Here is a 14198-nt window from a genome sequence, read left to right on the forward strand (position 1 = left end):
GCGCGACTGTCTTCTTTCATCCGGACTATGACCGTCGGCTCCGGCATCGGACCGGATCTGCTGACCCTCCCGCATCCGCTCGAAGGCGACGACTGGAGGCGCTCGCGGGCTCGTCTTCGGCGCGTGCGCGCCTGGGACCTACCGCCGGTGGGGAATCGCACCCCGCCCTGAAGACGTTACGTTTGCCGGCGAGCCGGCGCGCGAATTCTAGCATTCGGGCCACGCACGGGCGGCCGGACGATGCGTTCCAGTCGCGGCAGCAGCCCTATCCTGCCCGCCTACAGGGGCTTTCGGCGCAGGTGCAGGATTAGCGGCCAGCGCATGGTGCGTTCGCGCAGGGGTTCGCCCCAGGCCGAAGCCAGCGCATCGGCATGGTCTTGGACCGGATCGCGCCCGCTGGCGGTACGGCAGCGCGCGGTGGCGGAAAGGCTGCCCAGATAGCCGAGCAGCTGCGACAGGTTCCATTCGGCGGTCAGCCATAGCGCGGGCGCGGGCAAAGCAGGGAACGGCCAGTCGTAGCCCGCGTAACCGGTGTCCACCTGCGTGCGTTCCGACGGCCAGTAGGATTCGATCTGCGCACGGAAAGCATCGGCTGCCGGCGTGAGGTCGTCGGAAAACACCATGTCCTGGTAGGTCCAAGCAGCCAGTACGCCCCCTGGCCGCAACACACGATCGCATTCGGGGAAGAAGCGGGTGCGATCGAACCAGTGCAGGGCCTGGGCGACGGCGATGAGTCCGACGCTGCGGTCGGCCAGCGACGTCGCTTCGCCCGGCTCCACCGCTACCCGGACGTGGGCGGCTTTCGTCTCGTTCGCCCAGTGCTGCTCGATCTGTGCGGCGCTAGGGTCGGTGGCGAATACCTGGGCGAAGCGCGCGGCCAGTCCGTGGGTGGCCTGGCCGCTGCCGCAACCGGGTTCCCACACTTCGGCACTGCCAGGCACGACTGCGGTGATGGCGTCGAACAGGGCATCAGGATAGGTGGGGCGCCAGCTCGCATAAGCGCCGGCGACTTGGGAGAAGTGGTCTTTGAAGGTTGTCATCGAGACCCCTGGTACTCGCGGCGACATTACGTCTTATCGACGTCATCCCAGCGAAAGCTGGGATGACGTCATGAATGATGACGCCACGGAAATGTCGGAGACTACGGGCTCTCGGCCCTGACAGGCACAAGCAGCAAACGCTGGTCCTCGCCGATGGCCCGCGCATCCACGACCTTGAGTTGCGCGCGCTGAGCCATGGCGTCGATGCCCAGACCGGAGAATAGCGGACGCGCGCGTTCGCCCAGCAACACAGGTGCGACATACAGCAGCAGCTCGTCGGCCAGCCCCGCAGCGACGAAAGCGCCAGCCAGAGTCGCACCCGTTTCCACCTGAACTTCGTTGATTCCGCGTGCCGCCAGCAACTTGAGCACGGCCTCCAGATCGAAGTAGCCACCCTGCACCGGCACCGTGGCCCGTTCGACATGAAGATCACGCGGAGGCTTGACGTCCGGCGCATGGATATACAGGGTGGGCGCCGAATCGTCGCGCACCTTGCCGCGCGCGACCGTGGCCAAGCCCGGATCCAGCACCACCCGCAGCGGCGCCACGAAGGGCGTGTCGTCGCCGAGACGCACGGTCAAGGAAGGGTCGTCGATCAGCACAGTATTGGCGCCGGTGATCAGTGCGCCCGCGCGTGCGCGCCACTTCTGCACGTCCAGGCGCGAGGCCTCGCCGGTGATCCATTTGGATTCGCCGCTGGCCATCGCCGTGCGCCCATCCAGACTGGTGCCCAACTTGATGCGTACCCAGGGCCGGCCGCGCTCGACACGCGACAGAAATCCGCGATTGAGCTGCCGCGCCTGGGCTTCCATCAATCCCCATTCGACCACGATGCCAGCGGCGCGCAGCTTGTCGAAACCTACGCCGTCCACTTGCGGGAACGGATCGCGCATGGCGGCGATCACGCGCGCCACCCCGGCTGCGATCAATGCGTCCGCGCACGGACCGGTGCGGCCGGTATGGGCGCAGGGCTCCAGGCTGACGTAGACCGTCGCACCCTTGGCGCGCGCGCCCGCGGTCTGCAACGCGATCACTTCGGCGTGCGCTTCACCAGCGCGCTGATGGAAACCTTCGCCAACGATCTCGTCGCCTTGGGCGATGACGCAGCCCACCATGGGATTGGGTTTGGTGGTGTAGGCGCCGCGTTCGGCCAGGCGCAGGGCGCGGGCCATCAGGAGGTGGTCGGTGGCGGTGAATGTCGTACTCATGCAGCTTCGCCTTTGAAGCCCCTCTCCCATCGGGAGAGGGGTTGGGGTGAGGGTACGGCGGAGCCGGGAAAGTGCTGGCATCTGGACTCCGCCACACCCTCATCCGCCCTTCAAGCACCTTCTCCCGCATGCAGGAGAAGGGTTGCAGTTGTAATCAGTCAGCGCTTCTTGTTCTTATCGATCGGCACCACATCCGCCCCCAGCAACGGCAACTGGCCGCTGGCGGTGGGCAGGTCGCGCTCCAGCTTCTCGATTTCCTCGCGGAAGTCGGCCACGTCCTCGAAGCTGCGGTAGACCGAAGCGAAACGCACGTAGCCCACGTGGTCCAGCTTGCGCATTTCCGCCATCACGAAGTCGCCGATCTTGCGCGAAGGAAGCTCGCGCTCGCCGCTCATGCGCACCTGGTGCACCACGGCGCGCACGGAGGCCTCGACCTGTTCTTCCGACACCGGGCGCTTGTGCAGCGCGCGGTCCATGCTGAGGCGCAGCTTGCGCGTATCGAAAGCTTCCCGCCGGCCATCGCCCTTGATGATCACCGGCAACTTGAGTTCGACCGTCTCCAGCGTACTGAAACGTTCCCCACAGGCTTCGCATTCGCGACGACGGCGGATCGTCGCGCCGTCTTCGGAAACGCGCGAGTCGATGACGCGGGTGTCTGTGTGCTGGCAGAAGGGACAATGCATGCTAAGAAGGCATTACCCGTAAACCGGGAACTGCGCGCACTGCTTGGTCACGTTCTCACGCACGCCCGCAATGACCTTTTCGTCGGCTGGATTGTCCAGCACATCGCAGATCCAGTTCGCCAGCGCCACGCAATCGGGCTCCAGGTAGCCGCGGGTGGTGACGGCCGGCGTGCCGATGCGCAGGCCGGAGGTCACGAACGGCTTCTGCGGGTCGTTGGGCACCGCGTTCTTGTTGACCGTGATATGGGCCTTGCCCAGCGCTTCCTCGGCGGCCTTGCCGGTCACGCTCTTGCCGATCATGTCGACCAGCATCAGATGGTTCTCGGTGCCGCCGGACACGATCTTGTAGCCGCGCGCGATGATGGTCTTGGCCATCGCCTGCGCGTTCTTCACCACCTGCGTCTGGTAGGCCTTGAATTCCGGCTCCAGCGCTTCCTTGAAGGCAACCGCCTTGGCCGCGATCACGTGCATCAGCGGCCCGCCCTGGATGCCGGGGAAGACGATGCTCTGCAGCTTCTTCTCGATCTCTTCCCCCGCGCCCTTGGCGACGATGATGCCGCCGCGCGGACCACGCAGGGTTTTGTGGGTGGTGGAGGTGACCACGTGCGCATGCGGCAGCGGATTGGGGTACACGCCCGCGGCAACCAGACCGGCGACGTGCGCCATGTCCACGAACAGATACGCACCGACCTTGTCGGCGATGGCGCGGAAACGCGCCCAGTCGATCTTCTGCGAGTAGGCGCTGAAACCGGCGACGACCATCTTCGGTTTGTGTTCCAGCGCCAGGCGCTCGACTTCGTCGTAATCGATCAGGCCCTGGTCGTCGACCCCATACTGCATGGCGTCGAACAACTTGCCGCTGATGTTGACCTTGGCGCCGTGGGTCAGGTGGCCGCCGTGGGCCAGCGACATGCCCAGGATCTTGTCGCCCGGACTCAGCAGCGCCAAGTACACCGCTTGGTTGGCCTGCGAACCCGAATGCGGTTGCACGTTGGCGTAATCGGCGCCGAACAGCTCCTTCACCCGGTCGATGGCCAGCTTCTCGGCGATATCCACGTATTCGCAGCCGCCGTAATAGCGCTTGCCGGGGTAGCCCTCGGCGTATTTGTTGGTCAGCTGGCTGCCCTGCGCTTCCATTACCCGCGGGCTGCAGTAGTTCTCCGACGCGATCAGCTCGACGTGGTCTTCCTGGCGGCGGTTCTCGGACGCGATGGCCGCGGCCAGTTCAGGGTCGTAACCTTCGATACGGGCGTTGCGCGGGAACATCGGTGCTCCGGAGGGGGACTGGGCCGCCGATTGTAGCCCCCTGCCCCCATGGCCACAAAAAAGCGCGCCTTTCGGCGCGCTTCCGGTCATTCCGGCGGGTTCACGGAGCCGCCCAACCCTCAATGCCCCAGGATCAGGTCCGCGATGATGCCGGTGGTGATGGCGACCAGCAGGAAATCGCCGGCATCGCTACGCCGCCAGTAATACCCGCGCGGCGGCTCGCGCAGGCCGTAATCGTAGTAATCGCGCACTACATAGGTGGGGCCGTAGCCGCGGTCGTAGTAGCGCACGCCCCTGGCCCAGCGCGGAGGGCCATAGCCGGGGTGATACGCAGGCCGGTAGACCGGGCGATAGACGACGCGGGGCGCCGGACGGTAATAGCGGTCGTCGCGGTAATAACCGTAGTCGCGGTCACGACGGTGCTTGCGGTAATCGTAGCGGTCATGGTCGCGGTGACGGTCATAGTCGCGGTCGCCGCGATCCTGGTAGCCGTAGCGATCATCGTCGCGATCATGGCCACGGCCGTGATCCTTCGCCATGGCGGGGAGGGCGGCCAAGGCCGTCATGACGAACAAAAGCGACAGGCCTGACTTGATAGCGTGGCGCATGGTGCATACCTCTGGTGCCTGGGAACTTGAGGCGAATATCGGCCCACTGCACTGAATGGAATCTTGCCGAAATCGGCGCCGTAGAAAACCGTTAAGACGCCAGCCAGCCGGTATAATTCGCCCATTCCCTATTTCCCCCACCGTGCAGCCCTGTGCGGGCACGGCAGCGTCACCCGGAGACTCCATGTCGCAATACATCTACACCATGAACGGCGTCAGCAAGACCGTGCCGCCGAAACGCCAGATCATCAAGGACATCTCCCTGTCCTTTTTCCCCGGCGCCAAGATCGGCCTGCTGGGCCTGAACGGCGCCGGCAAGTCCACCGTGCTGAAGATCATGGCCGGCGTGGACAAGGACTTCGTCGGCGAAGCGCGGCCCCAGCCGGGCATCAAGGTCGGCTACCTGGCCCAGGAGCCGCAACTCAACCCCGAGCACACCGTGCGCGAGGCCGTGGAGGAAGGCGTGGGCGAAGTGCTGAAGGCCCAGGCCGCGCTGGACAAGGTTTACGAGGCCTATGCCGAGGAAGGCGCCGATTTCGACAAGCTGGCCGCCGAGCAGCAGCGCCTGGAAGCCATCCTGGCCAACAACGACGCCCACACCCTGGAACACCAGCTGGACGTGGCCGCCGACGCGCTGCGCCTGCCGCCGTGGGACGCCATCATCGGCAAGCTCTCCGGTGGCGAAAAGCGCCGCGTGGCCCTATGCCAGCTGCTGCTGCAGAAGCCGGACATGCTGCTGCTGGACGAACCGACCAACCACCTGGACGCCGAATCGGTGGAATGGCTGGAGCAGTTCCTGACCCGCTACACCGGCACCGTGGTGGCGGTGACCCATGACCGCTATTTCCTCGAGAACGCGGCCGAATGGATCCTGGAACTGGACCGCGGCAAGGGCATTCCGTGGAAAGGCAATTACACCGCCTGGCTGGAACAGAAGAGCGAGCGCCTGAAGCAAGAAGAAAACCAGGAGAAGTCGCGCCAGAAGGCGCTGGCCAAGGAACTGGAGTGGGTGCGCAGCAACGCCAAGGGCGGCCGCAGCAAGGGCAAGGCGCGCCTGGCGCGCTTCGAGGAGCTGAACTCGGTCGAATACCAGAAGCGCAACGAGACCAACGAGATCTTCATCCCGCCGGGCGAGCGTCTGGGCCAGTCGGTGATCGAGTTCAAGAACGTGTCCAAGAGCTTCGGCGACCGCCTGCTGATCGACGACCTGAGCTTCATCATTCCGCCCGGCGCCATCGTCGGCATCATCGGTCCCAACGGCGCGGGCAAGTCCACGCTGTTCAAGATGATCACCGGCCAGGAAGTGCCGGACAAGGGCGAGATCGTCAAAGGTCCCAGCACCAAGATCGCCTATGTCGACCAGAGCCGCGACGCGCTCACCGGCAACCACAACGTATTCCAGGAAGTCAGCGGCGGCGCCGATATCCTCAACATCAACGGCATCGAGATCCAGTCGCGCGCCTACATCGGCCGCTTCAACTTCAAAGGCCAAGACCAGCAGAAGATGGTGGGCACGCTGTCAGGCGGCGAGCGCGGCCGCCTGCATCTGGCCAAGACCCTGCTGCAGGGCGGCAACGTGCTGTTGCTGGACGAACCGTCCAACGACCTGGACGTGGAAACCCTGCGCGCGCTGGAAGACGCGTTGCTGGAATACCCGGGCTGCGCGGTGGTCATTTCCCATGACCGCTGGTTCCTGGACCGCATCGCCACCCACATCCTGGCCTTCGAAGGCGACTCGCACGTGGAATATTTCCAGGGCAACTACCGCGAGTACGAGGACGACAAGAAGCGCCGCATGGGTGCCGAAGGCGCACAGCCGAAACGTTTGCGCTTTAAGGCTCTGAAGTAACAGGCCGGCCCACGCTCTAACTCTCCGATCAAACCAAAGCCCCTCCCCGCGAGGGGCTTTGTGAATACGCGATCCGCCGAACGAAGCCAGGATGCGCTTCAGCGCACCACGTCGATGAAAGTATTGATGGATAGCCGGCCCGTCAGCGGATCGGCGGGCGGGATACGGGCATTGTCGATGCGCCCCGAATGCAGCGAGTTGCGCCGGTAGACCACCATCCGGTTGAACACGCCATCCACATGGGCAAGCCTTTCGAAGAGCGCCGTGTCCTCGTCGATGTAGCCTTCGCCCGTAACCTCGCTGTGGCGGCTTTCCTGTTCCAGGCAGCGAAAATACGAATTCCGCCGTTGCTCGTCGACGTACTCGAAACCGGTGCGGCGATGGCGGTAGAAGGCCGTTCCTCCCCAGTTACCCTGGAACAGGTAGTGCACGGTCGCCAGGCCATCGCTGCGGGTCGAGTCCACGTGCGGGATGCGTTGCAGGAATGAAAGCTTCTCCGGAGGCAGCGTCACCAGGGAGTAGTGGCACATCGGATACACGAACCTCCCCGGTTCCATCGCGAAGCATTCGGCCAGCAATGGGTTGAGCGTTTCCTGCAAAAAGTATTCGTACGACAGCGGCGCGCGCGCACGGATGCCGGGGAACATCGAAGCCTGTTCGACGAAATGGCTACGTGCGGCTTTCCGCACCAGCCGGTCGGGATCGGACACCAGGTTGTCGATGACCAACAGCGGCGCGTTCTCCGCACCGATGGAGAGCTTGTTGATGCGCAGATCGGAATGGCGGTGCAGGAGCATCGATCTTCCTAGGCCGTCGCCGCCGGCATTCTCGTCCCCCACACCTCGGGCGCGGCCTTGCAATAGCGCTCTATGAATTCCTGCTGCGGCGGCATCTGCGCCACCGTCCGCTCGATCGGCTGCCTGATCGAATCCAATAGCTTGCGCATGTCCTGATAGGGTAGCGCGCGCGCCAGCGGGTGATGCTGCTCCGGCTTGATGCCCTGCCCCAACAGCACGTGCGTCCACGAGTCCACCCGGAAGAGTTCGTCCGCGCCCTGCCACGCGTGCGCACGCTCGCGCCAGGCGCGCAAGCGCATCGCCAGCGATTCGGGCAGTTCCATCTCGCGGCATTCTTTCCACATCGGTTCGTCGCGCTGGTTGGCGTGGTAATGCAGGATGATGAAGTCGCGCACGTGTTCCATTTCGGCGCGGCTGACATCGTTGTAGAGGTCGACCAGCGACGATGGGATGCCATCGAAGGGAAATAGTTGGATCAGGCGCACCACGGCGCTGATGGTCAGATGGATGCTGGTCGATTCCAGCGGCTCGATGAAACCGCTGGCCAGGCCCAGCGACACCACGTTCTTGTTCCACGCTTTTAGCCTGCGGCCAGTGCGGAACGGCACCAGCCACGGCTCCTTGATCGGTTTCGCGCCCACCTCGCGCAGCAGCTTGGCCCGCGCCTCGTCGTCGGACATGTGGCGGCTGGAGAACACCAACCCGCAACCGACGCGGTGCTGCAGCGCGATGTGCCAGCGCCAGCCGGCTTCGTGCGCGATGGCGCGCGTATACGGCACCGGCGGGCCGATCGATTCGGTCTGCACCGCCACGGCGCGATCGCTGGGAAGCCAGTGGTTCCAGTCTTCGTAACCGCTCTTCAAGGTCTGCTCGATCAGCAGGCCACGGAATCCGGTGCAATCGACGAACAGATCGCCTTCGATGACCTGTCCGTCTTCCAGCACCAGCGCTTCGACGAAGCCATCTTCCGCGCGTTGCCTGACTTCGTGGATCTTGCCCTCGATGCGCTTAACCCCGTAGCCCTCCGAAATGCGGCGCAGGAAACGCGCATACAGACTCGCATCGAAATGGTAGGCGTAGTTGACCTGTGGTTGTGTTTGAAGCGAGAACTGATCGCCACGCGAGGCTACCGTTTCCAGGCAGAAATCGCCCAGTTCCGACTGCATGCCGCGGCGCAAGCTATCGAGCCAAAAGTGATGGAAGCCGCAGGCCAGCGTGCTCTGCCCGGTGATGCCGAACGGATGGATGTAGCGCTCGCCCGGCCGGCGCCAGTTCTCGAAAGAGATGGAAAGCTTGAAGGTGCCGGCGACGGCGCGCAGGAACTCCTGCTCGTCGATCTGCAGGAAACGGTGGAAGGTACGGATAGGCGGCACGGTCGATTCGCCGACGCCGACGGTGCCGATCTGTTCCGACTCGACCAGGGTGATTTCCAGCCGGCCCCGGAACTGGTGCGACAGCGCGCACGCCGCAATCCAGCCCGCGGTGCCGCCGCCGGCGATCACCACCTTGCGTATCTGGCCTTTATCCAACTTGTCCAACTCGCTTTCTCCCCTTTGCGACGGATGCGGCACGAGAGCTGTTCACACCCTCAGCGGTTCAGTTTTCCAATCAACATGGCGCGGATCTGCCGCGCGAGCGTTTCGTCCATGGGTCCCAACACGTTGCGCGCCGCCTCCGGCAAGTGCTCGCCCGCCCGCTCTCCCGGTCCGAAGACGTAGTGCTCGAATACATTCCGCCAAGCCTGCTTTTCCCTTTCCGGCCGGTCGCGAATCGTCCACAGCGCGTGGTAAACCGCGTGCATCGGGGTGGGGATGTAAGCGGGCGAACTGCTCCACCAGTAATTGACCAGCACATTGAACGCATCCAGCGCCTGCACATGGTGCCACCACATGCTGGGAATGAAGACGGCATCGCCCGGCTCCAGGAGCGCGCTTTGCCCGCATGCCAGCGCTTCGCGGAAGCGCGGATAACGTTCGAAGTCGGGAGCGGCGAAATCGACCACGCTGACCGCCTGACCGCCCGGCGTCGGTTCCAACGGACCGGGATAGAGATTGGCGATCTGTTCCGGCGGAAACAAGGTGAAACGCCGTCGTCCGACGGTGCAGCAGGCGATGTTGTCCGGCGCGTCGTAATGGCAGGAGGCGGTGACGCGGTTGCCGATCCAGATGCTCGGCGGCGCCTGCACGCCGTGCGCGGCGAAATCGAGATCGTTCGCGGCGCGGAAACCAGGCAGACAGCCATCGATCGGCAGCGACGCCATGTAGTAAGTGGGCGGATGGGCGTCGCCCGCATGCGCAGCGATTTCATCCAGCACCTGGTCGAGCCCGCCGCGCCGTACTTCGCAATTCAAGTCGGTGAAATCGTCGTTGTAGAACGGACGCCCGGCCACTTCCGGACCACCGTAGGAATACTGCACCGGCCTGCCGTTGTAGAAACCGCGCAAATAGGCCATCGCCGTCTGCATGGATTCCAGCCCGCCCTGCACCAATCCCCAACCGCGTGCGATGCCTTTCAGCACTGCCGGCTGCCCCGACGCCAGCAATTCGTCCAGCGGCAGTGCGTCGGGCAGGCAGTCTTCGATCACGCGTATGTTGCCCGCCACCTCGACCCTCCCGCTCACGCCGCGCGTTCGGGCGCCGCAGCGTCGTGCAAGCGCAAGCGGCGCTGCTTTTCCGCCATCAGCCGGCGCATGTTGTGCAGCGACGCCAGCACCAGATAGGCGCCTTCGAGGAAGCCGGCCTGGTTCAGGCGCAACAGCGATTCGGCGTCGAGCGCGGCCAGCTTTTCGCGGTCGATGCCGTACAGGCCGTTGACGTTGACGCGGTGCCTGTCGTCGAGTTGCACGTCGAGGTTGACCGGCTGGATCAGACCCATCGCATCGAACGCGGCGAACATGGCAGTGCCGAACTCCGCTCCGTCGCGAATGCCGCGCAGCACGCCGGCGATGTGCTGCAGGTAGGGACTGTTGCCGCCGTGCGGCAGGAATACCGGCTCGCCGTCGCTGAAACTGACGCGCGGATGCTCCAGGTCGACATGGATCACCGGCTCCTTGCGCAACTCACCATCGATGCGTTGTTCCTGGAAGCCGATCAGGAACGGCCCCTTGGCGACGGCCCCCGGCAGATAGGCGGCATTCCAGCGGCCGTCTTGCAGGAACAGATTCTCATGCTGTTCGAACCCAAGCAGCGCCACCGATTGCCATTGGCCGTCGTCGCCGTCCTTGCGGAAGAAAATCGGATATTCCCTTTGCAGCTCGGCGTATTCGCTTGGGAATGCCGGCACCATGCCGATCTCGTCGCCGAATTGGCGGCCGAATCCGGCGATCACGCGCAGGTCCTTATGCGTCACGTTGTTGAGCAGTTCGTAGCGCGCCATCTCGGTTCCAGCAATTAAACGGATGCGATTTGAGCCACGGCGACCATTGCAGAAAAACCTCGCGCCGGCAAGCGGGAACCTCTCGCGCCGCATGCCTCAATAAAAGGGACCGCTGCTTTCGCAGCGGTCCCGCTTTGGCGACGTCGGGAGAGGAGATGTCGCTGAACTCAGAACTTGTAGCGCACTCCGAGCATGTACCGCGGGCTCTGGTCGGCCAGTTTGACGATCTGTTCCGTGGTTCGCGCGTGCCAGCGCACGTCCTCGCCGGTCAGGTTGATCCCTTCCAAGCCGAACGACCAGTGATCGTTGAGCGCGTAGTTCACGCTCAGATCCCACTGTTCGTACTCTTCGACGTAGTAAGGGTTGCGGCTGCCGCCCTGGTTGGCCAGGATCAAATACTCGTCGCGCCAGTTCCAGGCCAGGCGCACGGACCAGCCGTATTTCTCGTACATGAATATGGCGTTGGCAGTATCGCTCAGTCCTGTCAGCGAGAACTGGTCGATGGCCGGATCGCCCCCGTTGTCGAAGCCCACGTCACCCATGACGCTGGTGTAGTTGGCGAGGACGCCAAAACCGCTGTCGCCGAAGAAGTACTGGCCGCCCAGTTCCAAGCCGTGCAGCTTGGCCTGATTCTGGTTGACCGGACGGTTGACGTTGAACATGTACAGCGGATCATCGGCTTCGCCAACCAGGTTGTACGCGTTTTCCGTCGCCAGTTGCTGCGCACCGGTACCGTTGAAGGCCGCCAACCCGGCGGGATCGTTGCGCAATAGCGCCAGCGCGGTGAACAACGAAGTGTCGTTGGCTGAACAGGCCGCGGCGTTGGCCGCACCGACCTGGGTGACGCAGGCCGCGCTTGTCAGGAAGGCCAAAGCCGTCTGCGCATCCGGGCCACTGGTCGGATCGGTCAGTCCGTACAGCGGTTCCTGGACCACGGTATTGCCGATGAAGTTGGCCACCGACTTGTTCCAATAAGTCAGCGAGACATAACTGGCATCGGCGAAGTACCACTCCAAAGCCAAGTCGAGGTTGTCCGATTCCAGCGGTTTCAAGCCCGGATTCTGCGCGTTGCCGCTGGCGCGGGTGGACGGGTCGATCAGCACCGAACCGCTCGGTTGCTGCGCGCCAGGACCGGCGTACAGATTGCCGAAAGGTGCGCGGGCGATGGTCTTGCCGAACGAGGCGCGGCCTTTCAGTTGGTCGGTGAAGTCGATGCTGAAGTCCAAGTTGGGCAGGATGTAGCTGTAGCTGGACTTTTCGCTGAACGGCTGCTGCTCATCGGACAGGACGATACGGAAATCGTTGTTGGCTTGCCACTCGATGGCTTCGGGGATGGCAATGACCGACGTCGAAACCACCTTGGTCGTTTCATAGCGCACGCCTATGCGGGTATTGGTCCGCATGCCACCCAGTTCACCGTCCAGTTGCACCTGCATGTACGCCGATTTGGTGTTTTCCTCGACGCGGTTGTCGGCCGCGTTCTGCGCACTCACGCCGATGCCGGCACCGTAGTGGTCGGCGGCCCATTGCGCCAACTCGCCAGCATCACCGCGCCACGCGCCATTGCTGCTGCTGACGTTGTAATCATTGAACAGACCCGCGATGTTGTACGGCTCGATCAGATCCATCAGGCCATTGGCAACGTCGCTATCCACGTTGGCAACGCTCCAGTCGCCCAGGGTCGAGTAGTTCTCCGCAGCCTGCAGCCGGTGAGTCGAAGACTTCGAGCTGTCGACGCCGAACTGGAAACGGCCACTGTCGAAAGTCCATTCGCCGTCGATACGGCCCTGCTTGATCTCGCTGACCTGAGTCTGTGCGTTGATTCGCAGCACCTGCGAGCCGATTTCGCCCTCGACAAAGCCAGGGTTCACGACGCCGTTGGTACCGGCCACCGCGTCCGCGGTGCTCGGATACCAGGTCTGCGAGCCCCGTGGCAGTCCGTCGTTGAAGAACAGCTCCTGTACCCATGACCCACCGCAGTGCGGGCCGGTGGTGCAATTGTTGGTGCCCGCGATACTCGCGAAGATCGAGCCGCCGCCGGTCAACGGGTCGTTCGGCCGGCTCTCGTTCTTGGAGTTGTGCGCGTCGAAACTCAGGCGAAAGTCGTCGCTGACATCCCACACCGCATTGAAGCCCAGCGAGCCCAGCTTGTACTTCTGCATGCTGCGTTGCTGTTCCAGGCCGAAGTCCTTGGTGCCGGCGACTTCGCGGATGTAGACCGGGGTGGCCACCGCGCCGCTGGTGTCGAACTCTATGTCGGTGTACTGGCTGTTCTGCAACCACATACTTTGCTCACCGCGATTCTCGGTGATTTCGTTGGTCGAGTAGGTGTAGTCCAGGGTCAGGGTCAGGCTGTCGGTCGGCGCGAACTGCACCACCGCCTGCCCGTTGACCCGCTCGCGCTCGAACTCGGAGAAGGCGTAACGCAAATCGTTGGGACGGGCGTAGAGGTCGCCGACGGCGGGCGCGTTCACTACGTTCGGGTTGCCGGGCATGGTCCCGGTCCACGGCTGGACGTTCCAGTAGTTCTCGGTCGCCTGCACCGAGCCGCCCTTGCGCTTCTGCGAACTGGCGCTGACGCCGATGCCGAAGGTCTTGTCGGCATTGGTGAAACTGAAGATACCGGACACTTCCGGGGTGATGTCGTTCTCGAACGGTTGCGAACGATCGGAGACCGCCTTGACGCCAGCACTGGCGACAATGCCCTCATGGTTGAAGGGCTTGTCGGTCAGGATGTTGATGGTCGCGCCGATGCCGCCGCTCGGAACCTGCGCCTGGCCGGTCTTGTAGACCTCGATGCCGCTGATCGCCTCGGCCGCAAGCTGGGCGAAGTTGAACGCGCGGGTACCGCCGTCCACGCCGCCGATCGCCACCTGGCCGGCCGCACCGAAGGCGTCTGCGCCGGGCATCTGGCGGCCGTTGAGGGTGACCATGTTGAACTGCGGGCCGAAACCACGCGCGGTGACCTGCGCGCCTTCGCCATCGCGGCGCTCGATCGAGATGCCGGTGATGCGCTGCAAAGACTCGGCCAGGTTGGTGTCCGGGAACTTGCCGATGTCCTCGGCGCTGATCGCATCGACCACGCCGGCGGAGTCGCGCTTGATTCCCATCGCCTGGTTGAGGCTGCTGCGGATGCCGGTGACCACGATCGTATCGAGCGTGGTCGCCTCGTCCGGTGCTTGCTGCTGAGTTTCCTGCGCCGGCGCGCTTTGCGCCGATGCGTCTTGCGCGGACTTGTCCTGGGCGAAAGCTGGGTTGATGATCAACACGCCGCCAACGAAGGTGAACATGGCCTTCGACTTGAATCGCTTCGACTTCATGAATTATGTCCTCAGCACTGTAGTGGAGCGGCCAAATGGCAAGTCTTTCACG

The 14198-nt window shown here is 63.8% G+C and carries 11 protein-coding genes and 1 riboswitch; of the genes, 1 reads left to right on the forward strand and 10 read right to left on the reverse strand.

Annotation, left to right across the window (positions count from 1 at the left end; all coding sequences use genetic code 11):
* Nucleotides 1-4: 4 nt before the first annotated feature.
* A riboswitch (FMN riboswitch) is annotated at nt 5-179 on the reverse strand.
* Nucleotides 180-278: 99 nt separating this feature from the next.
* The 5 genes from J2W94_RS17265 to J2W94_RS17285 all read right to left on the reverse strand — a co-directional run bounded on the left by J2W94_RS17265 (nt 279) and on the right by J2W94_RS17285 (nt 4805).
* On the reverse strand, nt 279-1040 hold the full coding sequence (locus tag J2W94_RS17265) for a class I SAM-dependent methyltransferase (RefSeq protein ID WP_310096052.1): 762 nt from the start codon (nt 1038-1040) through the stop codon (nt 279-281).
* Between the two features lie 101 nt (nt 1041-1141).
* Nucleotides 1142-2248, reverse strand: a complete 1107-nt coding sequence (ribD, locus tag J2W94_RS17270; protein WP_310096054.1) for a bifunctional diaminohydroxyphosphoribosylaminopyrimidine deaminase/5-amino-6-(5-phosphoribosylamino)uracil reductase RibD — start codon at nt 2246-2248, stop codon at nt 1142-1144.
* Between the two features lie 158 nt (nt 2249-2406).
* Nucleotides 2407-2931, reverse strand: coding sequence for a transcriptional regulator NrdR (gene nrdR, locus J2W94_RS17275; protein WP_310096056.1), 525 nt, complete (start codon nt 2929-2931; stop codon nt 2407-2409).
* Nucleotides 2932-2943: 12 nt separating this feature from the next.
* The gene (gene glyA, locus J2W94_RS17280) at nt 2944-4197 is read right to left on the reverse strand and encodes a serine hydroxymethyltransferase (protein ID WP_310096058.1); all 1254 of its coding nucleotides are present in this window, start codon (nt 4195-4197) and stop codon (nt 2944-2946) included.
* A 119-nt stretch (nt 4198-4316) separates the two neighbouring features.
* Nucleotides 4317-4805 carry an RcnB family protein gene (locus J2W94_RS17285; RefSeq protein WP_310096060.1) on the reverse strand — a complete coding sequence of 163 codons (489 nt, stop codon included), beginning with the start codon at nt 4803-4805 and terminating at the stop codon, nt 4317-4319.
* A 184-nt stretch (nt 4806-4989) separates the two neighbouring features.
* Here J2W94_RS17285 and ettA point away from each other — a divergent pair, with 184 nt between their 5' ends.
* Nucleotides 4990-6654, forward strand: coding sequence for an energy-dependent translational throttle protein EttA (ettA, locus tag J2W94_RS17290; protein WP_310096063.1), 1665 nt, complete (start codon nt 4990-4992; stop codon nt 6652-6654).
* A gap of 98 nt (nt 6655-6752) precedes the next feature.
* Here the strand turns inward: ettA and J2W94_RS17295 are convergent, their stop codons facing one another.
* The 5 genes from J2W94_RS17295 to J2W94_RS17315 form a co-directional block, all read right to left on the reverse strand.
* Nucleotides 6753-7451, reverse strand: coding sequence for a DUF6445 family protein (locus J2W94_RS17295; RefSeq protein ID WP_310096065.1), 699 nt, complete (start codon nt 7449-7451; stop codon nt 6753-6755).
* Between the two features lie 8 nt (nt 7452-7459).
* Nucleotides 7460-8980: a tryptophan halogenase family protein gene (locus J2W94_RS17300; RefSeq protein ID WP_310096170.1), complete on the reverse strand. Its 1521-nt coding sequence runs from the start codon at nt 8978-8980 to the stop codon at nt 7460-7462.
* Nucleotides 8981-9039: 59 nt separating this feature from the next.
* On the reverse strand, nt 9040-10053 hold the full coding sequence (locus J2W94_RS17305) for a cupin-like domain-containing protein (RefSeq protein ID WP_310096067.1): 1014 nt from the start codon (nt 10051-10053) through the stop codon (nt 9040-9042).
* Between the two features lie 14 nt (nt 10054-10067).
* Entirely contained in the window at nt 10068-10826 is a 759-nt protein-coding gene (locus tag J2W94_RS17310) for a SapC family protein (protein WP_310096070.1), read from the reverse strand.
* Nucleotides 10827-10993: 167 nt separating this feature from the next.
* The gene (locus J2W94_RS17315) at nt 10994-14116 is read right to left on the reverse strand and encodes a TonB-dependent receptor (RefSeq protein ID WP_310096172.1); all 3123 of its coding nucleotides are present in this window, start codon (nt 14114-14116) and stop codon (nt 10994-10996) included.
* Nucleotides 14117-14198: the final 82 nt, after the last annotated feature.

It is taken from the genome of Pseudoxanthomonas sacheonensis (genome assembly GCF_031455975.1).
In the GTDB taxonomy this organism is placed as follows: domain Bacteria; phylum Pseudomonadota; class Gammaproteobacteria; order Xanthomonadales; family Xanthomonadaceae; genus Pseudoxanthomonas_A; species Pseudoxanthomonas_A sacheonensis_A.

Bases quoted from the DNA above. Each gene is read 5' to 3' on its own strand.
- ribD (WP_310096054.1), bottom strand. From the start codon at position 2,248: ATGAGTACGACATTCACCGCCACCGACCACCTCCTGATGGCCCGCGCC.
- J2W94_RS17310 (WP_310096070.1), bottom strand. From the start codon at position 10,826: ATGGCGCGCTACGAACTGCTCAACAACGTGACGCATAAGGACCTGCGC.
- J2W94_RS17315 (WP_310096172.1), bottom strand. From the start codon at position 14,116: ATGTTCACCTTCGTTGGCGGCGTGTTGATCATCAACCCAGCTTTCGCC.
- glyA (WP_310096058.1), bottom strand. From the start codon at position 4,197: ATGTTCCCGCGCAACGCCCGTATCGAAGGTTACGACCCTGAACTGGCC.
- nrdR (WP_310096056.1), bottom strand. From the start codon at position 2,931: ATGCATTGTCCCTTCTGCCAGCACACAGACACCCGCGTCATCGACTCG.
- ettA (WP_310096063.1), top strand. From the start codon at position 4,990: ATGTCGCAATACATCTACACCATGAACGGCGTCAGCAAGACCGTGCCG.
- J2W94_RS17295 (WP_310096065.1), bottom strand. From the start codon at position 7,451: ATGCTCCTGCACCGCCATTCCGATCTGCGCATCAACAAGCTCTCCATC.
- J2W94_RS17265 (WP_310096052.1), bottom strand. From the start codon at position 1,040: ATGACAACCTTCAAAGACCACTTCTCCCAAGTCGCCGGCGCTTATGCG.
- J2W94_RS17285 (WP_310096060.1), bottom strand. From the start codon at position 4,805: ATGCGCCACGCTATCAAGTCAGGCCTGTCGCTTTTGTTCGTCATGACG.